Origin of the sequence: Rhodococcus spongiicola (assembly GCF_004011835.1) — a bacterium.
GTDB lineage: Bacteria > Actinomycetota > Actinomycetes > Mycobacteriales > Mycobacteriaceae > Prescottella > Prescottella spongiicola.
In genome coordinates this window covers 210,563-235,531 of the sequence record NZ_RKLN01000007.1, presented here as the reverse complement: position 1 = coordinate 235,531, position 24,969 = coordinate 210,563, and the positions used below count along the sequence as shown (strand labels likewise).

Here is a 24,969-nt window from a genome sequence, read left to right as displayed (position 1 = left end):
GGGGTTCCGGGCGTCGGGGTTCCGGGCGTCGAGGCCGCGCGCCGGCGTGACCATGGTGCCGATGCCCTCGCCCGTGAATAGTTCGAGCAGGACTGCGTGCGCGACGCGGCCGTCGATGACGTGCGCGGTGGGAACGCCACCCTCCACGGCGCGCAGGCAGGCCTCCATCTTGGGGACCATGCCGGCGTCGAGACTGGGGAGCAGTTGACGCAACTCGGGAGTGGCGATCTGGGTCGTGAGCGACGAGCGATCGGGCCAGTCGGTGTAGAGGCCCTCGACGTCGGTGAGGACGACTAGCTTCTCGGCGCCTATGGCCTCGGCGAGCGCGGCAGCCGCGGTGTCGGCGTTGATGTTGTGCACGACGCCGTCCTCGTCGGGCGCGATCGTCGACACGACCGGGATGCGTCCGGCTGCAATGAGATCGAGCACCGCCGCGGGATTGACCGCGGTGACATCGCCGACGAGTCCGATGTCGGTGGCCGTGCCCTCGACCTGCACCGTGCGACGGGTGGCGGTGAACAGCTTCGCGTCCTCACCGGAAATGCCGACGGCGTACGGCCCGTGCGTGTTGATCAGGCCGACGAGTTCGCGGCCGACCTGACCGAACAGCACCATCCGGACGACGTCCATGACCTCCGGTGTCGTCACGCGGAAGCCGCCCCGGAACTCGCCCTCCATGCCGAGTCGCTTCAGCATGGCGTTGATCTGCGGTCCACCGCCGTGCACGACGACCGGATGAATGCCGATGGTTCGCAGGAACGCCATGTCCGCCGCGAACGCGGTCTTGAGTCCGTCGTCGATCATCGCGTTGCCGCCGTACTTGATGACGACGATCTTGTCGCGGAAGCGCTGGAGCCACGGCAACGCCTCGGCGAGAACGTGCGCCTTCTGGCTCGCCGTGAGGTTCTCGATGCTCGGCTTCCCGGTGCTCGACTCCCCGGTGCTCGGCGCTGTGCCGATGTCGCTGCTCATGACGAGTACGCCGAGTTCTCTTCGACGTACCCGTGTGAGAGGTCCGTCGTACGGATGGACGCGGTGTGTTCGCCGATGCCGAGTTCGATGGTGAGGTCGATGTCGCCGCCCGACAGGTCCACCTCGCGAGCGCCGGGCGTGCCGACGCCGTCGATGCAGACCGGATTGCCGTTGAACGACACCGCGATCCGGTCCGGGTCGAGAGTGATCGGTGCAATGCCGACGGCGGCCAGCACGCGACCCCAGTTGGGATCGGAACCGAACAGCGCGGTCTTGACGAGACTGTCGCGGGCGACGGCGCGAGCCGCGACGAGGGCGTCCTGTTCGGACGCGGCACCGTTGACGGTGACCCGGACCCGCTTGGTGACGCCCTCGGCGTCGGCCATCATCTGCTCCGCGAGGTCGTCGCAGACCGCGAGCACGGCGGCATTGAGCTCGTCTTGCGACGGCGTCTGGTTGCTGGCGCCGGACGAGAGCAGCAGCACGGTGTCGTTGGTGGAGGCCGCGCCGTCCACGTCGAGCCGATCGAATGTCATCCGCGTCGCGTGCCGCAACGCCTCGTCGAGTTGTTCGGCGGTGGCGACAGCGTCGGTGGTGAGGACGCAGAGCATCGTGGCAAGAGCCGGCGCGAGCATGCCCGCGCCCTTCGCCATGCCGCCGACATTCCACTTGGCGGCGTGGTGCAGCGCGGCCTGCTTCGGAACGGTGTCCGTGGTCATGATCGCGTGTGCGGCGTCGGTGCCGCCGGAGATCCCGCCGGCCAGCTCGTGCACGATCTCGCTGACTCCCGTGAGGACCTTGTCCATCGGTAGCCGGTCGCCGATCAGTCCGGTCGAGCACACGGCCACCTCGATCGCCCCGGTCTCGGTGCCCCAGTCGCTGAGCGACGCGGCGACGTGCTCGGCCGTCTTGTGGGTGTCCTGGAAGCCGGGAGCCCCCGTGCACGCGTTCGCGCCACCGGAGTTGAGGACGACGGCCCGCAGGCGTCCGGTGGTGAGCACCTGCTGCGACCACAGGACCGGAGCCGCCTTGACCTTGTTGGAGGTGAAGACGCCCGAGGCAGCGAGCTCGGGGCCCTCGTTGAAGACGAGCGCGAGGTCGGAGTTGCCGTTGGCCTTGATCCCAGCCGCGATGCCCGCGGCGCGGAATCCGGCGGGGGCGGTGACACCCTGGGTGCGGAGCAGCCGACCGCCGGCGATCTCGGTGGTACCGGGCTCGGCCGTGGCAGATGATGCGGATTCGGTGGTCACGGAGCAACTCCCACAGTCGAGAGACCATCGGTCTCGGGCAGGCCCAGGGCCAGGTTCATGGATTGGACGGCACCCCCGGCGGTGCCTTTGGTGAGGTTGTCGATCGCGGCGATCGCGACGAGGAGTCCTGCGTCGGTGTCGACGGTGACGGCGATCTGCACGACGTTGGATCCGACGACGGCACCGGTCTGCGGCAGCTGTCCCTCCTGCAGCACGTGGACGAACGGCTCGTCCGCGTAAGCCTTCTCGTAAACCGCCCGGATCTCGTCGACGGTCGCGGTGGTGGGAGCAGTGCACGTCGCGAGGATGCCGCGCGGCATCGGCGCCAGAACCGGTGTGAACGACACCGTAACGTCGGCGCCGGCGATCGCCGACAGGTTCTGCTTGATCTCGGGGGTGTGCCTGTGGGCGCCGCCGACGCCGTAGGCCCGCACAGAGCCCATCACCTCCGAGCCGAGCAGATCGGCCTTGGGTGCTCGCCCGGCGCCGGTCGTTCCGCTGACCGCGACGATGTTCACCCGCGGCTCGACGATGCCCGCGGCGACCGCCGGAGCGAGCGCCAGCGACGACACCGTCGGGTAGCAGCCGGGCACCGCGATCCGAGTGGCACTGACGAGCTTGTCCCGTCCGCCCGGCAACTCGGGCAGTCCGTACGGCCAGCTGCCTGCGTGGGCGCTCTTGTAGTACTTCTCCCAGTCGTCGGCGTCGGTCAGCCGGAAGTCGGCGCCGCAGTCGATGATGACGGTGGACTCCGGGAGTTGCTCGGCGATCTCCGCGGAGTTGCCGTGCGGCAGCCCTAGGAACACCACGTCGTGGCCGGATAGGGTTTCGATGTCGGTCGGTCCGAGGACGCGGTCCGCGAGCGGCAGCAGGTGCGGATGATGCGAGCCGAGCGTGGTGCCGGCGTTACCGCCCGCGGTCAGCGCCCCGATCACGAGCGAGCCGTCGCGGTAAGCGGGGTGACCGAGCAGCAGGCGCAGGATCTCGCCGCCCGCGTACCCGCTCGCCCCTGCGAGCGCGACCTTGATCGGCAACCGGCTGCCCGCCGCCGAAGCACCAGAGTCTGCAGAAGTACCCATGCGGATGATTATGCACCATCATGCAAACTAATTCATCCCCGGGGAGTACCCCGGGTGTTACGGGTTCCGTTGCCCTTCGCACTGTCCCGTTCTACTGTCACCAGCAAGCGGTGAATTCTGATTCATTACTTTGCGGAAGGGCTCGAGAATGACGACAGTCAGCGACCAGAGGGGCGCCACACCACGCGGCCACCGAACGCATGAGGTGTTCAATCAGGCGCCCCCACGGGTGGACGTCAACGAGTTCACGAGCAACACACCGCTCGTCGAGGGGGCTGCCCGGTACGACGCCGAGTGGGCCGTCGCACACCTGTCCGAGGTGGGCGCCCTCGTCGGCACCGCCGAGTTCCAGCACGCCGCCGAACTCGCCAACACCGAACTCCCCCGGCTCCACTCGCACGACCGCTACGGCCACCGCATCGACGAGGTCGAGTACCACCCCGCTTACCACCGAGTCATCTCGGCCGCAGTCAGGCACGGTGCACACACGTCCGCCTGGGCCGAGCCCCGTGCCGGCGCAAACGTCGCTCGCGCCGCGACGTTCATGCTGTTCGGACAGATCGAGCCGGGTCATGCATGCCCAATCTCGATGACCCACTCCGTGGTGCCGTCACTGATGCTCGCGCCGGAGCTCGCCGAGCGTTGGCTCCCCCGGGTGTACTCGCGGGGCTATGACGGCACCCTCGCCACACCCGGCGACAAGCCCGGCGTGCTGTTCGGGATGGCGATGACCGAGAAGCAGGGCGGCTCCGACGTCCGCGCGAACACCACTACGGCCCAACCACTCTCGGACGGCACGTATGTCCTCACCGGACACAAGTGGTTCTGCTCGGCACCGATGTCCGACGCCTTCCTCGTCCTCGCGCAGACGCAGGAGCGGAGCCCGCGGAGCGACCGGAGACACGAGCGGAGCGACCAGACAGCACAGCTGGGGCTGTCCTGCTTCCTGGTGCCGCGCGTGCTCGAGGACGGCACCCGCAACGTCTTCCGGATTCAGCGGCTCAAGGACAAGCTCGGCAACAAGTCGAATGCGTCGTCCGAGATCGAGCTCGACGGGACGATCGGCCACCTCGTCGGCGAGCCCGGACGGGGCGTGCGCACGATCATCGAGATGGTCGCCCGGACCCGGCTCGACTGCGTCTACGGATCGGCGGCGGGCATGCGTCAATCGGTCGCCGAGGCACTCTGGCATGTGCGGCACCGGTCCGCGTTCGGCGCGACGCTCGTCGATCAGCCCGCGATGACCGCCGTCGCCGCGGACCTGGCTCTCGAATCGGAGGCGGCGACGGCGACCGCCCTGCGCCTGGCCCGCGCCCACGACGACGACGCCTCCGAGTCGGAGAAGGCGTTCCGCCGCCTGGCCACGGCGGTGAGCAAGTACTGGATCTGCAAGCGCGGACCGCACCACGCCTACGAAGCGCTCGAGTGCCTCGGCGGCAACGGATACACGGAGGCGTTCCCGCTGGCCCGCCGGTACCGGGAGCAGCCGGTCATGGCGGTGTGGGAGGGGTCGGGCAATGTCATCGCCCTCGACGTCCTGCGCGCGATGACCCGCGAACCCGAGACGGTGGCGGCTTTCGACGCCGAACTGAACCTGGCCCGCGGCGCGTCATCGTTGTTCGACGCCCACCTGGATCGGGTGCGTGCGATGCTCGCCGAACTCGCCACGCTCGAGCCCGCCGCCGCACAGCTGCGGGCGCGTCCCGTCGCCGCCGCGATGGCTCTCGGCCTACAGGGTTCGCTCCTGTTGCGATGGGCACCGAACCCGGTCGCGGAGGCGTTCATCGGCGCGCGACTCGGCGCCGACCGCGACCTCGAGTACGGATCCCTGCCCGCCGGAACCGATTTCGCAGCGATCCTCGAACGACACTGATCCCCCGAACAGCACAGAGGGTCGAACGGCAGTGAGGGTCGGGGGCGACCCTAGCCGTCGTCCTTCATCGACCGGCGGATCTCGTCGAGCTTTTCGTGCGCAGCCTTCTCCCGCGCCTGCCACTTCTCGTCGAGGTCCCGCCCGGCCCGACTGCCTCGTTCGAGTTCCTCCGAGCCGAGGGCCGTCCCGAAACGTTCCTCGATACGGTCTCGAACCCGCTCGAAGGTCGGGACACCGGCATCGGTGTAGTCGGAGACAGTGCGGTCGGGGCCGGTCACGGGTCCGCTCGCCGTCGTCAGCGGTGGCGGAACCTCGGGCGGGACGGCTGGCCGCGTCGGGTCCGGAGGGTAGTCGGGGCCGAGCCCGCCCGCCGACAGCGCGGCAGCGGCCGCGTGCACCGGCGACAGACCCGGACGCTCGGCCGTCACCACCAGCACGATTGCCAGCAGGTCCGCATCGGTGAGCTGACGCAACCGCGCAAGCACGTCACCTGATCCACTTCCCGTATCGACCATGAGGGGCTCCTCCCGGTGGCACCTTCCAGGCTACCGAGAGAGCCCCTCATCGGTCGTTCACGACCCGCTGTCGCGGACTATCCGCGCAGGACGGCCCCCACGGCCTCCGCCGCTGCTGCCACTGCGGCGTCACGGGCCGCACTGGCCTCGTCCTCGGTCAGCGTTCGGTCGACACCACGGAACCGCAGTGCGAAGGCAAGGGACTTGCGCCCCTCGCCGACCTGCTCGCCCTCGAACACGTCGAACAGGCGGATGTCCTCGAGGAGTTCACCGCCACCGTTTCGCAGCGCCGCCTCGACCGCGGCCGCCGGCACCGAAGAATCGACAACCACGGCGACGTCTTGCAGGACTGCAGGGAACGGCGAAATCTGAGGGGCCGGAAGGACTTCGACGACCGGTAGGGCGTCGAGATCGATCTCGACCGCACACGAGCGCGCCGGCAGACCGGAACGCTCGAGCACCGCCGGGTGTAGTTCACCGGCATGCCCGACGACGGTGCCGTCGAACACGACCTCCGCGCACCGGCCCGGGTGCCACGGGAGGTGCTGCGCCGCCCGCAATTCGAGCTCGACGCCGGCGGCAGCGGCAATAGTCTGGACCGCGGCGAAGGCATCCGTCGTGTCAGCCGGACGTCCAGGCCCCCAGGGCCCGGACGGCTCTCGCAGGCCGGACAGGACGATGGCCAAGTGCAGCGGTTGTGCGGGCAGCGACCTGAGCAGCTCCGCGATCTCCTCGTCGGACGGACGACGATCCACCGGCAGCACCTCGACCGGTTTGGTGTCCGGCCCCGGCTGCACCACCTGCGCGATGCCGTACAGCGACAGGTCGCGCTGACCACGAGAGGCGTTGCGCGCCAGCACTTCCAGCATCCCCGGCAGCAGAGTTGTCGCCAGCTCCGGCCGATCCGACTCGAGCGGGTTGAGCACCTTGGTGGTGTCGCGACGCGGGTCCTCGGCGTCGAGACCCCAGGTGTCGAACACGGCGTGCGGCAGGAACACCGGTGGCGGGACCTCGACGAAGCCCGAGGCGGCGAGCATGCGGCCGACGGCGCGGCGGCGACGCTGCTGAGGGGTCAGGCCACGACCGGCCGGTGCGTGAGGCAGCACGGAGGGGATCTGCTCGAGACCTTCGAGCCGCAGCACCTCCTCGACCAGGTCGGCCGGTTGCACCAGATCAGGCCGCCACGACGGGGGAGTCACGACCAGTTGGCCGTGCCCGGTCTCGCTGACGCCGACCTCGACGGTGCAGCCGATCTGCGTCAGGCGCCGCGCCGCGGCCCCGTTCGGGTAGGCCACACCGGCGACCCGGTCCGGCAGGTCGATGTCCATCCGGATCTGCCCCGACGGCGCAACGCCGCCGACGTCGGTGAGGACGGGCTCGATCGTGCCGCCGGCGATCTCGACGATCAGTGCGGCGGCACGGTCCAGCGCCGGCAGGGCGATCTCGGGATCGACGACGCGTTCGTACCGCTTGCTGGCCTCACTGATCAGCTTGTGGCGTCGGGAGGTCTTGAACACCGCGAGCGGATCCCACGTGGCCGACTCGAGGAGGATGTCGGTGGTCCCGTCGTGGACCTCGGTGTCGGCACCACCCATGACGCCGGCCAGCGAGATGACGCCGGAGTCGTCGGCGATGACGACGTCCTCGGGATCGAGGGCACGCTCGACCTCGTCGAGGGTGGTCAGCTTCTCCCCTGCTTTCGCGCGGCGTACCACGAGTGCGCCCTGAACCTTGGCCGCGTCGAACGCGTGCAACGGTTGGCCCAGCTCGAGCAGGACGTAGTTCGTCACGTCGACGGCGGGCGAGATCGGGCGCACACCCGACATCAGCAGGCGACGCTGCAGCCACCACGGGCTGACGGCCTTCGGATCGATGCCGGTGATCCTGCGCGCGGTGAAACGAGTCGCCTTGGACTCCGGTACGAGCTCGACCGGCCACGCCTCACCGCCGTCGGACGGCAGCTCCGGCACGACGGCCGGGTCGGCGAACTCGAGATCGAATCCGCACGCGAGCTCACGGGTCAGACCGCGCACCGAGAAGCAGTAGCCACGGTCGGGCGTGATGTTGAGTTCGATCACGGTGTCGTCGAGCCCCAACACCTCGTTCGCGTCCGTCCCCGGCGCGGCCGTGTCCGGCTCGAGGACGAGGATGCCCGAGTGGTCCTTGCCGATGCCCAGCTCCGCCACCGAGCAGATCATCCCGTTGGAGACCTTGCCGTACGTCTTGCGGGACGAGATCGCGAAGCCGCCTGGCAGCACGGAGCCCGGCAGAGCGACGACGACGAGGTCCCCCTCGGCGAAGTTCCGGGCGCCGCACACGATCTCCTGTGGTGTGCCCGCACCGACATCCACCTTGCAGAAGCGGATGGGCTTCTTGAACTCGGTGAGCTCGGTGATCTCGACGACCCGACCGACGACCAGGCTCCCGGTCACGGGCTCGAGCGGATCGACTTCCTCGACCTCGAGCCCGACACGGACGAACCCGGCGTCGAGTTCGTCGGCGGTCACCTGCCAGTCGGGCGTGGCCCGCTGCAGGATCTCGGTCAACCACGATTGCGCTACTCGCACGTCTACTCAGCTCTCTCGCTCGTGAGTCGGGACTCAGGTCCGGGTCCGCTCGGCAGGCTCCACGCCTAGGCCTGCACGCCGAACGGCAGGGTGAAACGCACATCGCCCTCGACCATGTCGCGCATGTCGGGGATGCCGTTGCGGAACTGCAGCGTCCGCTCGAGGCCCATACCGAAGGCGAAGCCGGAGTATTCGTCAGGGTCGATTCCACACGCGCGCAGCACGTTCGGGTTCACCATGCCGCAGCCACCCCACTCGACCCAGCCGGCGCCGCCCTTCTTGTTCGGGAACCACACGTCCACCTCGGCGGACGGTTCGGTGAACGGAAAGTAGTTGGGGCGCATACGCGTCCGCGTCTCGGGCCCGAACAGTGCGCGGGCGAAAGCGTCGAGCGTGCCACGAAGATGCGCCATGGTCAGGCCCTTGTCCACCGCGAGACCCTCGATCTGGGAGAAGACCGGTGTGTGAGTGGCGTCGAGCTCGTCGGTGCGGAAAGTGCGCCCCGGGCACACGACGTAGATCGGGATCTCCCGCGAGAGCATCGTGCGTACCTGCACCGGGGACGTGTGGGTGCGCAACACCTGACGCGACCCCTCGGGCGCGATGTGGAAGGTGTCCTGCATCGTCCGGGCGGGATGGTCCGGCAGGAAGTTCAGGGCGTCGAAGTTGAAGTGCTCGGTCTCGACCTCGGGGCCCTCCGCGACCTCCCATCCCATGCCGACGAACACATCGGCAACCTCCTCGGAGATGATCGTGATCGGGTGGCGGGCACCTGCGTGCCGACGGTCCGACGGCAGCGTCACGTCGATGGCTTCGGCGACCAGCACCGCTGCGTCGCGCTCGGCGAGCAGGATCTCGCGGCGGGCATCGAACGCGGTGGTGACGCGGGTACGGGCGACGTTGACCCGCTTACCGGCTTCGGCCCGCTCCTCCTTCGGAAGCGCACCGAGCCCGCGCCTGGCGAGCGCGATCGGCGCCTTGTCACCGAGATGCTCGATCTTGACCGTGGCGAGTTCGTCTAGATTCGCAGCCGCCCCGAACGCCTTCTCGGCGGCGAGAGCCGCCGAGTTCAGCGCCTCCTCGGTGAGCGCGTTCGAATCGACAGTGGGCGGGACACCGCCCTCATTCTTAGCCACGACCGGTGCAACTCCTCATCTATCTCGCTATCAGTCCGACTAGCTACCAATGCCCTACCGCACGGGGCACAACACTCGAATCCTAGGCGATCGGCTCGGGGCGATTCGACCACGCTCGACAGGACCGGTCACGAGCGTCGATGCTGGACGCGGGCGCTGGCATACAGGCAGATGGACGCGGCGGTGGCCAGGTTGAAACTTTCGGCGCGGCCCCGGATCGGGATCCGCACCCGGTGATCGGCCCGCGCCGCCACCGCCGCATCGAGACCGTGCGCCTCGTTCCCGAACAGCCACGCAGTGGGAGCGGCAAGCAGGTCATCGGCCTCATCGAGGCTCACCTCGCCGTCGGCGGCCGTCGCGAAGATCTGGATCCCGGACCCCGTCAGCGCATCGAGGACGGCGTCGGTGTCGCGCTCACGCACGATCGGTAGGTGGAACAGGCTTCCCGCGGACGACCGCACGCACTTGCCGTTGTGGGGATCGACGCTGTCACCAGCGAGAATAGCCGCGTCGGCGCCGACCGCATCGGCCACTCGGATCACCGTCCCCGCGTTGCCCGGTTCGGCGATTGCGACGGGCACGGCCAGCAGGCGAACCCCCGAGCTGAGTGCCCGCTCGAGCGGAACGTCCAGCAGATCGCACACAGCCACGACCCCCGGCGGGGTGACGGTGTCGCTCATCGACCGGATCGCGCGCTCGGTGACGAGCGACGCCGCGATCCCTGCCCTGCGCGCGGTACCGATCAGCTCCTGGTACCGCCCGCCTGCGGACTCTGTGTAGAACACCTCGTGCACCGTCGCGGACGCGAGCGCCTCGAGGACGGAATTCTCCCCCTCGGCGAGGAAGCGCCCCGCCTTCCTGCGCTCTGCGCCGCGCAGGAGCTTGCCAGCAGAAACGACCCGCGGAGTCCGCTCGGTGAACGGGTCCACGGGTCGAATCCGGAACTGCTGACTCAGGCTGCTTCCCCGGCGGGAGCGTTGACGTCGGACGGCAGAGCTGCCTTCGCGACGGCCACCAGGCCGGCGAACGCCTCGGCGTCGGAAACCGCCAGTTCGGCGAGGATCTTGCGGTCAACCTCGACACCCGCAGCCTTGAGGCCCTGGATGAAGCGGTTGTAGGTGATGTCGTTGGCGCGAGCCGCGGCGTTGATGCGAGCGATCCACAGCTTGCGGAAGTCGCCCTTGCGCTGACGACGGTCCCGGTAGGCGTAGGTCATCGAGTGGAGCTGCTGCTCCTTGGCCTTGCGGTACAGGCGCGAACGCTGTCCTCGGTAGCCGCTCGAGGCCTCGAGAATCGAACGACGCTTCTTCTGGGCGTTGACCGCCCTCTTTACGCGTGCCACTGCAAAATCCTGTCAATCTCGGGGCGCCGGACGCACCCCTGCGGTCAAGTAGGGGAAGAGCTCAGATTCCGAGCAGACGCTTGATGCGCGGAACGTCCTGATCGCTGACGACGGTCTTGCCGTCGAGGCGACGAGTCACCCGCGAGCTCTTGTGCTCGAGAAGGTGGCGACGTCCGGCCTTCTGGCGCAGGATCTTTCCACTACCGGACACCTTGAATCGCTTCGCGGTGCCGCTATGGGTCTTCGACTTGGGCATGGGTCCTCAGTTCTTGTGTTTTGCGTATTTCGGTCTTGCGTGCGGTGATCGGTCTAGCTGCTCGACGACGGAGCGGCGTCGCCGTCACCCGCCTCGGGCTTCGGCCGTGCTGTCCGCGCGCCCTCCTGAGCCTTCGCGCGCGTCTTCGCACCCTTGTGCGGAGCGAGCACCATCGTCATGTTGCGGCCGTCCTGCTTCGCCGAGGTTTCCACGAATCCGAGGTCGGCGACGTCAGCACCGAGGCGCTGCAGCAGCCGGAACCCGAGTTCGGGCCTGGACTGCTCGCGACCGCGGAACATGATCGTGACCTTCACCTTCGATCCGGCCTCGAGGAAGCGGATGACGTTCCGCTTCTTGGTCTCGTAGTCGTGATCGTCGATCTTCGGACGGAGCTTCTGCTCCTTGATGACGGTCTGCTGCTGGTTCTTCCTCGACTCACGCGCCTTCTGCGCCGTCTCGTACTTGAACTTGCCGTAGTCCATGATCTTGCAGACCGGCGGACGGGCATCGGGGGCCACCTCGACCAGGTCCAGATCGGCCTCGAGTGCGACACGAAGCGCATCCTCGACACGCACGATCCCAACCTGCTCACCACCCGGTCCGATGAGGCGAACCTCGGGAACTCGGATGCGCTCGTTGATGCGGGTCTCGGTGCTGATGGGGCCTCCTAAGTAGTGCGGTGCAGTCCAGTTGTGACCGCGCCGCAGCCCGTGCGTCCGGCATCCCCAACAAGAAAGCCCCGCGTCGGTGAGAACTCACCGTGCGGGGCCCGATGTCGACCGGTACGATGCCAGATCCCAGGTTCGGACCTGCCATCCCTTCATCCGAAGGAGCCATCCGGAGCAAGAGCCCCGGTGGCGACCGGACCACTGAACTGCACCATCCGGTGCCGCGCAGAGGTGGGAGTCGGACTCCACTTTGCTGCCCTGGCCAGAGTCCAGGGCGGTCGTGACGTCTAGCCTAACATCTGTCGACCCGGCCATCGAATCGCCGCCGCCCCCGCCACCCGGCCGCCTCGGCGGACGATCACGGTGCAATCCTGGCAGCATGACGCAGAACCCAGACCCGCCCGAATCCGCAGCGCACGCCGACGCCGACCTCGCCGACGTGCGAGATCTCGCCGACGTACCTGCCATCGAGGTCATCAGTCGCGCCGCTGTCATGCTCATGAGTTCGGCCGCCGAGAAACTGGGCTTGTCCGATCCCGACCCCGCGGACAGCCCCCACCTCGACCTCGACGAGGCGCGCCGACTCATCACAGCGCTGGCCGGCCTCGTCACCGCATCCGTCGAGTACCTCGGCCCGCACGCTGGGCCGATCCGAGAAGGACTACAGGCCCTGCAGCGCGCGTTCCGCGAGACGTCCGCCCATCCAGACGAGCCCGGCAAGGGTCCCGGCGAGAAGTACACCGGCCCGGTGTACTGAGTTACCGGTGTACTGAGTTACCGGTGTACTGAGTTAGCAGCCATCCTGGCTACTCGCCGGCCGCGCCGCCCTTATCCGACCGGGGCCGCCTTCTTGGCCCGCTTGCGCGGTGCGGTGGCGGGCTTGCCCGCCGGGATCTTTTGAGAGACCGCGCCGTTCCCGGAGACCGAAGGCGCCCGCAGAACCTCCTTCAGGAACCGCCCGGTGAAGCTGTCCGGAACGGCTGCAACATCTTCCGGCGTGCCCTCGGCGACCACGGTGCCTCCGCCGGAGCCCCCTTCGGGACCCATGTCGATGATCCAGTCGGAGGTCTTGATGACGTCGAGGTTGTGCTCGATGACGATGACCGTGTTGCCCTTGTCCACAAGCCCGCCCACCACATTGAGCAGCTTGCGAATGTCCTCGAAGTGCAGGCCTGTAGTGGGTTCGTCGAGGACGTAGACGGTTCGCCCGGTCGACCGCTTCTGCAACTCAGCCGCCAGCTTGACGCGCTGTGCCTCACCACCTGAGAGCGTCGGCGCCGGCTGCCCGAGGCGGACGTAGCCGAGACCGACCTCCACCAGCGTCGCCAGGTAGCGGTGGATGGATGTGACGGGTTCGAAGAACTCTGCTGCCTCCTCGATCGGCATGTCGAGGACCTCGGCGATGGTCTTTCCCTTGTAGTGGACCTCGAGCGTCTCACGGTTGTAGCGAGCCCCGTGGCACACCTCGCACGGCACGTACACGTCCGGCAGGAAGTTCATCTCGATCTTGAGTGTGCCGTCGCCTGAGCAGGCCTCGCAACGCCCGCCCTTGACGTTGAACGAGAACCGGCCCGGCTGATAGCCGCGGACCTTCGCTTCGGTGGTGGCGGCGAACAGGGTACGAATCTTGTCGAACACGCCCGTGTAGGTCGCCGGGTTGGAGCGAGGCGTCCGGCCGATCGGCGACTGGTCCACCTGGACCAGCTTGTCGAGCTGGTCGAGTCCGTTGATTCGGGTGTGCCGACCGGGCACCTGGCGGGCACCGTTGAGTTTGTTGGCCATCACGGTGGCCAGGATGTCGTTGACGAGGGTCGACTTACCCGAACCCGACACACCGGTGACCGCGGTCAGCACCCCGAGCGGGAAGGTGACGTCGATCCCCTTCAGGTTGTTCTCGCGGGCACCGACGACGGTGACCCGCCGTTTGCGGTCGGCGGCGCGACGCTCCGCGGGGACCTCGATCGTGCTCCGACCGGAAAGGTATGCGCCAGTGAGTGACTCGGGGTTGGCGAGCAGCTCCTCGTATGGTCCACTGTGGACCACACGGCCACCGTGTTCGCCCGCGAACGGGCCGATGTCGACTACCCAGTCCGAGGTTCGGATGGTGTCCTCGTCATGCTCGACGACGATGAGTGTGTTGCCGAGATCACGTAGGCGCGTGAGGGTTTCGATGAGGCGACGGTTGTCACGCTGGTGCAACCCGATGGACGGCTCGTCCAAGACGTAAAGGACGCCGACCAATCCCGACCCGATCTGTGTCGCGAGACGGATGCGCTGGGCCTCGCCTCCGGACAGGGTGCCGGCCGCACGCGCCAGCGACAAGTAGTCCAGTCCGACGTCGAGAAGGAACCCCAGGCGTGCCTGGACCTCCTTGAGGACCTGTCCGGCGATGGCTTCTTCGCGGGCACCGAGGGTCAAGCTGTTCAGGAACGCCGAGCACTCGGCGATGGACAGCTCGCACACCTCGGCGATCGACTTGTGCCCGAACGTCTCCGACGAGATCATGACCGACAGGATCTCCGGACGTAGACGTGCACCGTTGCATGCGGGACAGGGGACGTCGCGCATGTAGCCGTCGTAGCGTTCCTTCATCTGCTCGGACTCGGTCTGCTCGAGCCGACGGTGCAGGAACGGCATGACGCCCTCGAACTCGGCGTAGTACGAGCGGGTGCGGCCGTAGCGGTTCTTGTACTTCACGTGCACCTGCTCGGTGCTGCCCTCGAGGATCGCCTTGCGCGCCTTCGCGGGCAACTTGTTCCACGGCGTGTCCATGCCGAAGCCCATGACGTCACCGAGCCCGGACAGCAGGCGACCGAAGTACTCGGAACTTTGGCCCATGGACCACGGCGCGATCGCACCGTCCGCGAGGGACACTTCCGGATCCGGGATCACGAGGTCTGGGTCGACCTCCTTCCGGATGCCCAAGCCCGTGCACTCGGGGCACGCACCGTACGGCGAGTTGAAGGAGAACGAGCGTGGCTCGAGATCGTCGATCGACAGCGGGTGCGCGTTGGGGCACGCGAGCTTCTCCGAGAACCGACGCTCGCGATCCGGGGCATCCTCCTCGCGGTCGACGAAGTCGAGGACGACGATTCCGTCGGCGAGCCGCAAGGCCGTCTCGACCGAGTCGGTCAGCCGCTGCTTGGCGCTCGCCTTCACCGTGAGACGGTCGACGACGACCTCGATGTCGTGCTTCTCCTGCTTCTTCAGCTTCGGCGGGTCGGTGAGCGGGTGCACCACGCCGTCGACGCGCACCCGGGAGTACCCCTGGGTGTTGAGCTGCTCGAACAGGTCGACGAACTCGCCCTTGCGGGTGCGAACCACCGGCGCCAGCACCTGGAACCGGGTCCCCTCTTCCATCTCGAGGACCTGGTCGACGATCTGCTGCGGCGTCTGCCGGGCGATCTGCTCCCCACACACCGGGCAGTGCGCCGTGCCGGCCCGGGCGTACAGCAGACGCAGGTAGTCGTAGACCTCGGTGATGGTGCCGACCGTCGAGCGCGGGTTGCGGTTGGTCGCCTTCTGGTCGATCGACACCGCCGGCGAGAGCCCCTCGATGAAGTCGACGTCGGGCTTGTCCATCTGACCGAGGAACTGGCGCGCGTACGCCGACAACGACTCGACGTAGCGCCGTTGTCCCTCGGCGAAGATCGTGTCGAAGGCGAGACTGGACTTGCCGGACCCCGACAGACCAGTGAAGACGATCAGGCTGTCCCGGGGCAGATCGAGGTTGATCCCTCGCAGATTGTGCTCGCGTGCACCTTGCACGATCAGGCGGTCCGCCACACTGTTCCCTTCTCGGTTCGGCCATCGCCCGGACAGTCGACCGAGCGCAGCCATCGTAGGCGCGGGCACCGACAAACTCGCCTGCCAGCAGAGCTCGCGAGGGCGGCCGTGACCGTCGGCACCGCGAATCGACGGTAGCCTGCCGATCATGGAGCAGCAGCGCATCACCATCGACGACGACTACACCGGCGACCTCTCCGACAGTGACGCGGCGCAACGGCGGACCGTTCCCGGCGCCACGATCATCAAGATGTCCGTCGGCCCTATGGACAACAATACGTACCTGATCACGTGTTCCGAGACGGGGAGGTCGGTGCTCGTCGACGCCGCGAACGACGCCGCCCGCATCCTGCAACTCGTCGAGGAACAGGCCCCCCAGCTCGAACTTATCGTCACGACCCACCAGCACCACGACCATTGGTTCGCACTCGCCGAAGTCGCCGAGAAGACGGGCGTACCCACCGCCGCGCACCCGCTGGACTCGGCGATCCTGTCGGTCTCGCCGGCGCGCAGCCTCGAGGGCGGGGACACGGTGACCGTGGGCAATCTCGTGCTCGAAGTGATCCATCTGAGTGGGCACACGCCCGGTGGCATCACACTCGCACTGACGGAGCGGGACGAGAACGGACGTGTCCACCTGTTCACCGGCGACTCGCTGTTTCCCGGCGGCGTCGGCAAGACCCCCGATGCCGAGCACTTCACGTCACTGATGGACGACGTCGAGGCCAAGTTGTTCGACCGCTTCCCCGACGACACCGCCTTCTACCCCGGCCACGGCAAGGACTCCACCCTCGGTGCCGAGCGTCCGCACCTCGCCGAATGGCGTGAGCGAGGCTGGTGACGGCACCGAAGCCGAGCCCCGAGCCGACGCCTCGTCGGGCCGTCGAACTGTAGCGGCAATCACGGGGCCGGACACGTGATGGTGCCGACCACCGTGGTCGGCGACCCCCTACCTCGATCGTCCTCCGCAGCATTGATCATCGAGAATGCGACCGCGGATCTGTCCTCGTTGGCGTAGGCGACGATGCTGTCGGGGTCGGGTGCCGCCATCCGGACGTACGTGCCTGTCGAATCCGCGAAGAGCACCACAGCCTGCGCGGTCCATTCGACCTCGCCTTCGAACTGTGGATTATCGGAGACGACCACCTGGAGGGCATAGAAGTCCTCGGTCGGATAGTTGTCGACACCGGAGAACTGCTTCATCGCCTCAGTCGTGACACTGTATGTCCACCTCTTGTCCCTGGTGTCGTAGCCACACGACAGATCCGCTGGATCGTCGGTGACCGCCGTGCCGGACCACAGACCGTCGAGCGTGAATCTCGCACCCGGCACCGTCGAAGTGGGGAGCTCAGGTACCTCGGGCAGGTCCCGTGGACCGGTATCGCCGTTCCTCGAGAAGACCGCCGCGGAGGCATCGGAGTATGGGTTGACCGGTTCCTCCGCGGAACATGCAGTGACAAGACCGAGCATGAGGACGAGACCGAGCGTGAGAAGTGCTATCCACGCCCGTCGGTTGATCCTGCCGCTCTTCATCGCGCGCCAGTATCGCACCACACATTGCGCTCTCGTTCGTGCAGTCGCTGTGAGACCGCGACGCCGGATTCAGGCGACCGCCTCACCAGGCACCCTGCACATATCGGCACTTGGCACTAAACTTCTCGGGCACTTTTCTGCCGGCCCATCCAACCGAGGAGTCCTTTTGCCCGACGCCCGTGTGCACCCCGATCTCGAGCATGAGCAGAGATATGTGTCGGCGCTGTACGAGCGCCTCGATCACCTGCGCTCGTATGCGCAGCAGCGGCTCAGCCAGGTTCTCCTCGAGTCCGGCGGCACGCCGCAGGCGCGGAGCGAACGCGACTCGTTCACCCGGATGTACAGCGAGGATCTCACGCGCTACGACGCCGCCGAGAACGGCCTGTGCTTCGGACGGATCGACGTCGAAGACGGCACCGAACCGCGCTACATCGGCCGGATCGGGATCCTCGACGAGGTGAACGACTACGAGACGCTGCTGCTCGACTGGCGGGCACCCCTCGCTCGACCGTTCTACCTTGCTACCCCGGCCGCGCCCGACGGTGTGACCCGCCGTCGGCACATCCGCACCCGCAGCCGGCAGGTCACCGCACTCAACGACGAGTACCTGGACCTGGCCGCGGCCGAGGCGCACGGCGGCGACACCGGGGCCGGCGGCGTCGCGGGCGAGAGTGCGTTGTTGGCTGCGCTCGAGGCCGCGCGCACGGGTCACATGCGGGACATCGTCGAAACGATTCAAAGCGAGCAGGACACGATCATCCGCTCGAACCACAAGAGTGTCCTCGTCGTGCAGGGTGGACCGGGCACCGGGAAGACGGCGGTTGCGCTGCACCGCGCGGCCTACCTGCTGTACACGTATCGCCAGCAGTTGGAGAAGTCCGGCGTGCTCATCATCGGTCCCAGCGAGACCTTCCTCGACTACATCGGCCAGGTCCTTCCGTCGCTCGGAGAGACCGGAGTACTCCTGTCCACCATCGGCGATCTCTACCCCGGGGTGCGGGCCACTCGGGAGGACTCACTCGAGGCGAGCGAACTCAAGGGATCACTCTCGATGATCGATGTCCTGAAGAAGGCCGTCCGGGATCGGCAGGAGGTACCGAGCAAACCACTCGAGCTTCGGTTCGACACCTATCCGATCACGCTCGACCGGAAGATCGTCACCCGCGCGCGGGGGCGCGCCCGATCATCCCGGCGTCCGCACAACCTGGCGCGCCCGATCTTCGTCGCCGCCGCGATCGAGGCACTGGCAGAGCAGTTCGCCTCGACACTCGGCGCCAACATCGTCGACGACGGGAATCTGCTCAGCCGCGGCGACATCGCCGACATCCGCGACGAGATGCGTGAGGACGCGGCGATCATGGAGGCGCTCGACGCGCTGTGGCCCGACCTGACACCCCAGCAGGTGCTCACCGACCTGCTCGCCTCCCCCGAACGACTCGCGTCGGCTGCGCCTGATCTCAGTGAGGACGAGCGAACGACGTTGCTGCGCGCGGGGTTCGGATTCAGTGCGGCCGACGCACCGTTGCTCGACGAGCTGGCCGAGTTGCTTGGAGTCGACGACGCCGCAGAACGCGAACGCGCGCAGCGTCGCTGGCGGGCCCAGATCGCCGAAGCACAGGGCGCGCTCGACATTCTCACCGGTTCGGCTCCGCAGGATCTCGAGGATGAACTCGATCCCGAGATCCTCATGGCGTATGACCTGATCGATGCCAGCCAGCTCGCCGAGCGCCAGGACCACGGCCACCAGTACACGACCGCCGAGCGGGCGGCCGCAGACCGCTCGTGGACCTACGGTCATGTCATCGTCGACGAGGCACAGGAGCTGTCGCAGATGGCGTGGCGAATGCTCATGCGGCGCATCCCGAATCGGTGGATGACGCTGGTCGGCGACACCGCCCAGACCGGTGATCCGGCGGGCAGCTCGTCGTGGCAGGACGCGCTCGGGCCCTATGTGGCTCAGCGCTGGAAGCTGACCGAACTGACTGTGAACTACCGGACACCGTCGGAGATCATGGACCTTGCGCGCCGGGTGCTCGAGGAGATTGACCCCGATCAGACCGTGCCCCAATCGGTTCGCGAATCCGGGTTTGCCCCGTGGGCACAGTTTGTGGACACGTCGGACCTCCTCGATGTGGTCCGGAGCCGGGTCGCGGAGGAGACCGGTCCCGGGCTGACAGCCGTTCTCGCGGGGCACGACCAGGTCGAGCGCCTAGCAGACCTGCGTTCGGACACGGTAAGTGTTCTGACCGTCAAGGACGCCAAGGGGCTCGAGTTCGATTCGGTGATCATCGTCGAGCCGCAGGATGTGCTCGATGGCTCGCCGCGCGGTATCAACGATCTGTACGTGGCGCTGACCCGCGCGACCCAACGGCTCGGAATCGTGCACGCCCGACCGCTACCGACCGTCCTCTCCTCGCTCGACGCGTCCGTGGTTCCGTCGAGAACCTGAAATCAGGCGCGAACTTGAAATCAGGCGCGAACTTGAAATCAGGGCACGGTGTGCACGATCAGGACGTCGGAGGTCGACTTGCGCGCTGCATCCGACGGCACGGAACCGAGTAAGCGTCCGCTCAGCGTGCTCAGACCGCGGTTGCCGACTACGAGAAGATCTGCGTCGACCTCGTCGACAAGGGCGAGCAGCGAGTCGACGGGCTCGCCGACGATCGCGCGTTCGACGACGTTCTTGGCACCGGCAGCCAGAGCTCGCTCGCGTGCCGTCCGCAGGATCTCGTACGTGGGGGTCGATCCGCTCACCTGGTAGGCGTCCTCGCCGAGCACGTCCTGGGCGGGTTGGGTGTCCTTGGGATCGGCAGGGTAGTACGCACACGCGATCACGAGCTTGGCCTCGGCGTCGTTGGCAAGTGCCGCCGCCTTGTCCACCGCTCGATACGAAGAGTCCGATCCATCAGTTCCGACGACGACGGTCCCGTAGGCGCTCATTGATCCCTCCATGTGTGCGTTGATCGCGAACAACGGCTTTGGTGCCCTGTTCGACCGTGACGACACCTCGCTGCGCTGACATTAGCCTCAGAGCACAGCCCGGTGGAATTGCGGCACAACCATTTCACCACGGGCGACACCGCTGGAGTCGAGCATCAGCGTGCTTCACCGTACCGCGGGCCGAACAGTGAGCGCGGGAACAAACCAGACTCACGCACGGCCCTTCGCCACGGTTCCGAGACTTCGACGAGTCGTGCCGCACCGTCCTCCCCCAGCTCGACCCAGGGCGCCGCAGCCAGTTCATCGGTGAGATCCTCTACCACCTCACGTAATTCGCATCCATCGTCAGTCAGGTCGCCGTGCTCGTCGAGGAGTTCGCGATCACGAAGACCGGCCGCGGCGGCGTCCCATTCCGATTGGTCCCAGCCGCGTCGCCGCTGGGCGAAATCCTTCTCGAAGCCGATTCCAGTCGCGGTGTGTGTGATCAATGCCTCGATCCCGTTGAGCCCGGCGGTCTGGAGAGCCGCGATGTGACCGTCGCCGCGGTACTCCCGCAGGAGGGTCAGCGAATGCCACAGCACGAGATGCGGTTCCTCGGGCCAATCGAGGCCGGCGTACCCCGCGTACAAGGCGCGCCCGTCGACACCGGGAATGGCCTGTGCCGCGATCGCCGCCAGCTGCGCGGCTTCGGCCATGGCAGTTGAGGACACGCCGTCACCGAACAGTTGGCGGTACGCGGCATCGACGCCGCGGTACCTCGCCCGGGTGATCTCGACGGGGTCGGCGAGCTTCCAGGCTCGCGGGATCAACCCCGCGATCAACTCCGGGTTGAAGTTGTAGAACGCAGCGGCAACGACACCACCTCCGACCGCACCCATCGGGGCAGCGCGACCAGCGAAGTAGGTCATCCTTCGCGGTTCCAGCCCGACACCGACCAGCTCGGACTCGACCTCAGGCGCAAAGTAGCAGAGCGAGTGCAGCAGTTCGAGAGAGCGGGCGGTGCGACCGGCCAGACGTGCATCCATGCTCGAAGACGTTAGCGGGCGCTACCGTGGTGTGCGCCAGTGCTCCATCCTTCAGGGTGGTGGTTAAGGCACACGCGGGAGGGCTCTCCTGCCCGAGCGTGCCCTAGACAGGACGGTCCTGCGCTTCGATGTACTGGCGGAGCACGGAGATCGGTGCGCCACCTACCGAACCGGCGAAGTAGGAACCGACCCAAAGCCGATGCGCCCGCCAGTAGTGCTCGACCCGCTCGGGGAACTCCCGCCGCATCCGTCGAGGCGAGACGCTCTTGAGGCTGTCCACCAGTTTGGACAGGGCGACCTTGGGCGGGAAGTTCACCAACAGGTGCACGTGGTTCGACTCGCCGTTGAACTCGACCAGTTCGCACTCGAAGTCCTCGCACACGTTCTGCACGACCTCTTCCATTCGTCGCAGGTGGACGTCCGAGAAGACCGGGTGCCGATATTTGGTGACGAAAACCAAGTGGGCATGGAGAAGCAAAACGGACTGTCTTCCAGTTCGTATCGAATCGAGCTCTCCCATAAACCGACAGGTTAGTCTGTTCTGGTGCAGCTTCGATACAACTACCGGGTCTACCCGACCCCGGGCCAGCGCCAGGCGCTGGTCCGGGCGTTCGGGTGTGCGCGGGTGGTCTTCAACGACGCCCTCGCGGTCCGGTTGTCGGCGTTCGAGCAGCAGCTGCCGTATCCGAAGGACGAGGAGCTGTCCAAGCAGCTCATCACCGACGCGAAGAAAACCGAGGAGCGTGCCTGGCTGGGTGAGGTCTCCGCGGTCGTCCTGCAGCAGGCTCTCGCGGACCTGAACACCGCCTACCGGAACTTCTTCTCCTCGATCTCCGGGAAGCGGAAGGGGCCGAAGGTCTCCCGGCCGCGGTTTCGGTCCCGCAGGGACAACCGGCAGGCGATCCGGTTCACCAAGAACGCTCGGTTCAAGGTACTCGAGGATGGGAGCCTGCGTCTTCCGAGGATCGGGGACGTGGCGGTCCGTTGGTCCCGTGATCTGCCCTCGGAACCGTCCTCGGTCACGATCGTCAAGGATGCCTCCGGCCGGTACTTCGCCTCGTTCGTGGTACAGACCGGAGACGACGAGACCCTGCCCCAGGTCGACACCGAGGTGGGCATCGACCTCGGACTCACCTCGTTCGCGGTGTCGAGTGACGGCAAGGTGATCGCAAGTCCGAAGTACTTCCGGCAGGCCGAACGCCGTTTGAAGAAGGCGCAACGAGCCCTGTCTCGGAAGCAGAAGGGCTCGAGGAACCGGGAGAAGGCACGCCTCGAGGTGGCCCGCGCGCACGCCCGGGTGGCCGACAGGCGCAGAGACTTCCACCACAAGCTCTCGACACGGATCATCCGCGAAAACCAAGCGGTGTACGCCGAGGACTTGTCCGTGAACGGCCTCGCTCGTACCCGGCTGGCGAAGTCGATTCACGATTCCGGGTGGTCGAGCTTCACGGCGATGCTCGAGTACAAGGCGCAGCGGCACGGGCGGACGTTCGTCAAGATCGGCCGCTGGTTCCCGTCTACCCGCTTGTGTTCGGGGTGCGGGGCGGCCGGGGCGAAGAAGCCGCTGCACGTTCGGAAGTGGATCTGCCCGTGCGGAGCCGTCCACGACCGGGACATCAACGCAGCCAAGAACATACTCGCCGCGGGACGCGCGGAGAGGCTAAACGCCTGTGGAGCAGACGGAAGACTTCGGTCCACCGAAGCGGTCAGCAGTGAAGCAGGAACCCGCCGAGGTGCCGCGTGAGGGGCACGGTAGGGAATCCCCCGCCTTCAGGCCGGGGAGGACGTCAATTCAGGCCCGCCGCGTCCATCCCGCGCAGTTCCTTCTTCAGGTCAGCGATTTCATCACGCAGCCGGCCCGCCAGTTCGAACTGAAGATCGCGCGCCGCGTTCATCATCTGGTCGGTCAGTTCCTTGATCAGGTCGGCCAGTTCGGCCCGCGGCATCGCCTTGACGTCGCGGCCCTCGTAGACGCCCGCGCTGACCGCGCGCCCCGCCTCACCCTGGGCGCGGCGACCACGGCTGGCGTTGCGGCCCGAACCGCCGACCTCGACCTCGGTGTCCTCGGCCTCCTCGTACACCTGGTCGAGGATGTCGGCGATCTTCTTCCGGAGCGGTCGCGGATCGACCCCCTTCTCGAGGTTGTACGCGATCTGCTTCTCGCGACGGCGTTCGGTCTCCTCGATCGCCTGCTGCATGGAGTCGGTGATCTTGTCTGCGTACATGTGAACCTGGCCGGAGACGTTGCGCGCCGCGCGGCCGATGGTCTGGATCAGGCTGGTGGTGCTGCGCAGGAAGCCCTCCTTGTCGGCGTCGAGGATCGCGACCAGTGACACCTCCGGCAGATCCAGGCCCTCCCGCAACAGGTTGATGCCGACCAGAACGTCGTACTCGCCCAACCGCAATTGCCGCAGCAACTCCACGCGGCGCAGCGTGTCGATATCGGAGTGCAGGTAGCGCACGCGGATGCCGAGCTCGAGCAGGTAGTCGGTCAGGTCCTCTGCCATCTTCTTGGTAAGTGTCGTGACGAGGACGCGCTCGTCGCGCTCGGAGCGTTCACGGATCTCGTGGACGAGATCGTCGATCTGCCCCTTGGTCGGTTTGACGACCACCTCGGGGTCGACAAGTCCGGTCGGGCGGATGACCTGCTCGACGAACTCCCCGCCGGTCCGTCCCAGCTCGTACGCTCCGGGCGTTGCCGAGAGGTAGACGGTCTGCCCGATCCGGCCGGCGAACTCCTCCCAGGTGAGTGGCCGGTTGTCGGTGGCCGACGGGAGGCGGAACCCGAACTCGACCAGGTTCCGCTTGCGGGACATGTCGCCCTCGTACATCGCGCCGATCTGCGGGACCGTCACGTGGGACTCGTCGATGACCAGAAGGAAATCCTCGGGGAAGTAATCGATGAGCGTCGCCGGCGCGGATCCGGCCGGGCGGCCGTCGATGTGCCGCGAGTAGTTCTCGATGCCCGAGCAGAAGCCGACCTGCTTGATCATCTCGAGGTCGTACTGCGTCCGCATGCGCAGCCGTTGCGCCTCGAGTAGCTTGCCCCGGTTCTCGAGATCCTCGAGCCGCTCGGCGAGTTCGGCCTCGATGTCCTGAACCGCGCGCTCCATCCGTTCCGGACCGGCGACGTAGTGGGTCGCAGGGAAGATGCGTACCGTGTCGACTTGGCGCACCACGTCACCGGTCAGTGGGTGCAGATAGTAGAGCGCCTCGACCTCATCGCCGAAGAACTCGATACGGACCGCGAGTTCCTCGTACGACGGGATGATCTCGACGGTGTCGCCTCGTACCCGGAACGAACCGCGCGTGAACGCCATGTCGTTGCGGGTGTATTGCACGTCGACGAGGAGCCGCAGCAGCGCGTCCCGGTCGACCTCCACACCCACCTCGAGCTGAATCGATCGGTCCAGATACGACTGCGGTGTACCGAGGCCGTAGATGCACGACACCGACGCCACGACGACGACGTCACGCCGCGAGAGCAGGCTCGAGGTGGCAGAGTGACGCAACCGCTCGACGTCGTCGTTGATCGACGAATCCTTCTCGATGTAGGTGTCCGTCTGAGCGATGTAGGCCTCGGGTTGGTAGTAGTCGTAGTACGAGACGAAGTACTCGACGGCGTTGTTGGGCAGCATCTCCCGTAGTTCGTTGGCGAGCTGCGCTGCCAGCGTCTTGTTCGGGGCCATCACGAGTGTCGGACGTTGCACCTGTTCGATGAGCCACGCCGTGGTCGCGGACTTGCCGGTGCCGGTGGCGCCGAGAAGGACGACGTCCTTCTCCCCCGTGCCGAGTCGGCGCTGGAGTTCTTCGATGGCCTCCGGCTGATCGCCCGCGGGCTGATACTCGCTGACGACCTCGAAACGGCCGTCGGAACGTTCGATCTCGCTGACCGGCCGGAACTCGGAGTGTGCTACCACGGGGTGCTCGGATGCGAACGCCATGAGACCAGGGTATGCGCCCCTTCTGACAAGTTCTCATAACGCTGTCGGCGGCCGGGTCGCCGCCCGATGACCGACCAACCGTT

20 protein-coding genes and 1 pseudogene are annotated in these 24,969 nt (G+C 67.0%); 5 read left to right on the top strand and 16 right to left on the bottom strand.

The genetic code is table 11. The features are described from left to right. Positions 1-42: 42 nt before the first annotated feature. The 3 genes and pseudogenes from argB to argC form a co-directional block, all read right to left on the bottom strand. Positions 43-972, bottom strand: a pseudogene (argB, locus tag EF834_RS17760) (acetylglutamate kinase); the annotation flags it as partial. Further along, positions 969-2,171 (bottom strand): bifunctional glutamate N-acetyltransferase/amino-acid acetyltransferase ArgJ, encoded by a 1,203-nt coding sequence (gene argJ / locus EF834_RS17755; protein ID WP_206615325.1) that lies wholly within the window; start codon positions 2,169-2,171, stop codon positions 969-971. The gene argJ and the pseudogene argB, both read right to left, overlap by 4 nt. 47 nt (positions 2,172-2,218) lie before the next feature. Then, entirely contained in the window at positions 2,219-3,301 is a 1,083-nt protein-coding gene (gene argC, locus EF834_RS17750) for an N-acetyl-gamma-glutamyl-phosphate reductase (RefSeq protein WP_127948541.1), read from the bottom strand. A 148-nt stretch (positions 3,302-3,449) separates the two neighbouring features. Between argC and EF834_RS17745 the strand changes: the two genes are divergently transcribed. Beyond that, positions 3,450-5,174, top strand: coding sequence for an acyl-CoA dehydrogenase family protein (locus tag EF834_RS17745; protein WP_127948540.1), 1,725 nt, complete (start codon positions 3,450-3,452; stop codon positions 5,172-5,174). 50 nt (positions 5,175-5,224) lie between these two features. On the opposite strand, the gene EF834_RS17740 is transcribed toward EF834_RS17745, so the two are convergent. The 7 genes from EF834_RS17740 to infC form a co-directional block, all read right to left on the bottom strand. After that, positions 5,225-5,689, bottom strand: a complete 465-nt coding sequence (locus EF834_RS17740) for a hypothetical protein (protein ID WP_127948539.1) — start codon at positions 5,687-5,689, stop codon at positions 5,225-5,227. 77 nt (positions 5,690-5,766) lie between these two features. Continuing rightward, the gene (pheT, locus tag EF834_RS17735) at positions 5,767-8,256 is read right to left on the bottom strand and encodes a phenylalanine--tRNA ligase subunit beta (protein ID WP_127948538.1); all 2,490 of its coding nucleotides are present in this window, start codon (positions 8,254-8,256) and stop codon (positions 5,767-5,769) included. Positions 8,257-8,321: 65 nt separating this feature from the next. Next, a complete protein-coding gene (gene pheS, locus EF834_RS17730) occupies positions 8,322-9,392 on the bottom strand; it encodes a phenylalanine--tRNA ligase subunit alpha (RefSeq protein ID WP_127948537.1) in 1,071 nt (356 codons plus the stop codon). Between the two features lie 128 nt (positions 9,393-9,520). Next, positions 9,521-10,321 (bottom strand): TrmH family RNA methyltransferase, encoded by an 801-nt coding sequence (locus EF834_RS17725; protein WP_127948536.1) that lies wholly within the window; start codon positions 10,319-10,321, stop codon positions 9,521-9,523. Between the two features lie 23 nt (positions 10,322-10,344). Continuing rightward, entirely contained in the window at positions 10,345-10,734 is a 390-nt protein-coding gene (gene rplT / locus EF834_RS17720) for a 50S ribosomal protein L20 (protein WP_127948535.1), read from the bottom strand. A gap of 61 nt (positions 10,735-10,795) precedes the next feature. Next, positions 10,796-10,990 carry a 50S ribosomal protein L35 gene (rpmI, locus tag EF834_RS17715; protein ID WP_127948534.1) on the bottom strand — a complete coding sequence of 65 codons (195 nt, stop codon included), beginning with the start codon at positions 10,988-10,990 and terminating at the stop codon, positions 10,796-10,798. Between the two features lie 53 nt (positions 10,991-11,043). After that, positions 11,044-11,697 (bottom strand): translation initiation factor IF-3, encoded by a 654-nt coding sequence (infC, locus tag EF834_RS17710; protein ID WP_127948533.1) that lies wholly within the window; start codon positions 11,695-11,697, stop codon positions 11,044-11,046. A gap of 340 nt (positions 11,698-12,037) precedes the next feature. Between infC and EF834_RS17705 the strand changes: the two genes are divergently transcribed. Then, entirely contained in the window at positions 12,038-12,415 is a 378-nt protein-coding gene (locus EF834_RS17705; protein WP_127948532.1) for a DUF1844 domain-containing protein, read from the top strand. Between the two features lie 71 nt (positions 12,416-12,486). Here the strand turns inward: EF834_RS17705 and uvrA are convergent, their stop codons facing one another. After that, entirely contained in the window at positions 12,487-15,444 is a 2,958-nt protein-coding gene (gene uvrA / locus EF834_RS17700) for an excinuclease ABC subunit UvrA (protein ID WP_127948531.1), read from the bottom strand. Between the two features lie 148 nt (positions 15,445-15,592). Between uvrA and EF834_RS17695 the strand changes: the two genes are divergently transcribed. Continuing rightward, on the top strand, positions 15,593-16,285 hold the full coding sequence (locus tag EF834_RS17695; RefSeq protein WP_127948530.1) for an MBL fold metallo-hydrolase: 693 nt from the start codon (positions 15,593-15,595) through the stop codon (positions 16,283-16,285). Positions 16,286-16,344: 59 nt separating this feature from the next. Here EF834_RS17695 and EF834_RS17690 read toward each other — a convergent pair whose 3' ends face one another. Further along, positions 16,345-16,977, bottom strand: coding sequence for a hypothetical protein (locus EF834_RS17690; RefSeq protein ID WP_127948529.1), 633 nt, complete (start codon positions 16,975-16,977; stop codon positions 16,345-16,347). A 166-nt stretch (positions 16,978-17,143) separates the two neighbouring features. Between EF834_RS17690 and EF834_RS17685 the strand changes: the two genes are divergently transcribed. Continuing rightward, on the top strand, positions 17,144-19,426 hold the full coding sequence (locus tag EF834_RS17685) for a HelD family protein (protein WP_127948528.1): 2,283 nt from the start codon (positions 17,144-17,146) through the stop codon (positions 19,424-19,426). Between the two features lie 38 nt (positions 19,427-19,464). Here the strand turns inward: EF834_RS17685 and EF834_RS17680 are convergent, their stop codons facing one another. The 3 genes from EF834_RS17680 to tnpA form a co-directional block, all read right to left on the bottom strand. After that, entirely contained in the window at positions 19,465-19,917 is a 453-nt protein-coding gene (locus EF834_RS17680) for a universal stress protein (RefSeq protein WP_127948527.1), read from the bottom strand. A gap of 155 nt (positions 19,918-20,072) precedes the next feature. After that, positions 20,073-20,942, bottom strand: coding sequence for an SCO6745 family protein (locus EF834_RS17675; protein WP_127948526.1), 870 nt, complete (start codon positions 20,940-20,942; stop codon positions 20,073-20,075). 103 nt (positions 20,943-21,045) lie between these two features. Beyond that, the gene (gene tnpA, locus EF834_RS17670; protein WP_127948525.1) at positions 21,046-21,462 is read right to left on the bottom strand and encodes an IS200/IS605 family transposase; all 417 of its coding nucleotides are present in this window, start codon (positions 21,460-21,462) and stop codon (positions 21,046-21,048) included. A gap of 24 nt (positions 21,463-21,486) precedes the next feature. On the opposite strand from tnpA, the gene EF834_RS17665 reads away from it, so the two are divergent. Then, positions 21,487-22,686: an RNA-guided endonuclease InsQ/TnpB family protein gene (locus tag EF834_RS17665; protein ID WP_127948524.1), complete on the top strand. Its 1,200-nt coding sequence runs from the start codon at positions 21,487-21,489 to the stop codon at positions 22,684-22,686. 43 nt (positions 22,687-22,729) lie between these two features. On the opposite strand, the gene uvrB is transcribed toward EF834_RS17665, so the two are convergent. Next, entirely contained in the window at positions 22,730-24,886 is a 2,157-nt protein-coding gene (gene uvrB / locus EF834_RS17660; RefSeq protein ID WP_127948523.1) for an excinuclease ABC subunit UvrB, read from the bottom strand. Between the last annotated feature and the right edge of the window lie 83 nt (positions 24,887-24,969).

Bases quoted from the DNA above. Each gene is read 5' to 3' on its own strand.
- tnpA (WP_127948525.1), bottom strand. From the start codon at position 21,462: ATGGGAGAGCTCGATTCGATACGAACTGGAAGACAGTCCGTTTTGCTT.
- EF834_RS17740 (WP_127948539.1), bottom strand. From the start codon at position 5,689: ATGGTCGATACGGGAAGTGGATCAGGTGACGTGCTTGCGCGGTTGCGT.
- EF834_RS17695 (WP_127948530.1), top strand. From the start codon at position 15,593: ATGGAGCAGCAGCGCATCACCATCGACGACGACTACACCGGCGACCTC.
- EF834_RS17675 (WP_127948526.1), bottom strand. From the start codon at position 20,942: ATGGATGCACGTCTGGCCGGTCGCACCGCCCGCTCTCTCGAACTGCTG.
- EF834_RS17705 (WP_127948532.1), top strand. From the start codon at position 12,038: ATGACGCAGAACCCAGACCCGCCCGAATCCGCAGCGCACGCCGACGCC.
- EF834_RS17690 (WP_127948529.1), bottom strand. From the start codon at position 16,977: ATGAAGAGCGGCAGGATCAACCGACGGGCGTGGATAGCACTTCTCACG.
- EF834_RS17680 (WP_127948527.1), bottom strand. From the start codon at position 19,917: ATGAGCGCCTACGGGACCGTCGTCGTCGGAACTGATGGATCGGACTCT.
- uvrB (WP_127948523.1), bottom strand. From the start codon at position 24,886: ATGGCGTTCGCATCCGAGCACCCCGTGGTAGCACACTCCGAGTTCCGG.
- rpmI (WP_127948534.1), bottom strand. From the start codon at position 10,990: ATGCCCAAGTCGAAGACCCATAGCGGCACCGCGAAGCGATTCAAGGTG.
- EF834_RS17745 (WP_127948540.1), top strand. From the start codon at position 3,450: ATGACGACAGTCAGCGACCAGAGGGGCGCCACACCACGCGGCCACCGA.
- argC (WP_127948541.1), bottom strand. From the start codon at position 3,301: ATGGGTACTTCTGCAGACTCTGGTGCTTCGGCGGCGGGCAGCCGGTTG.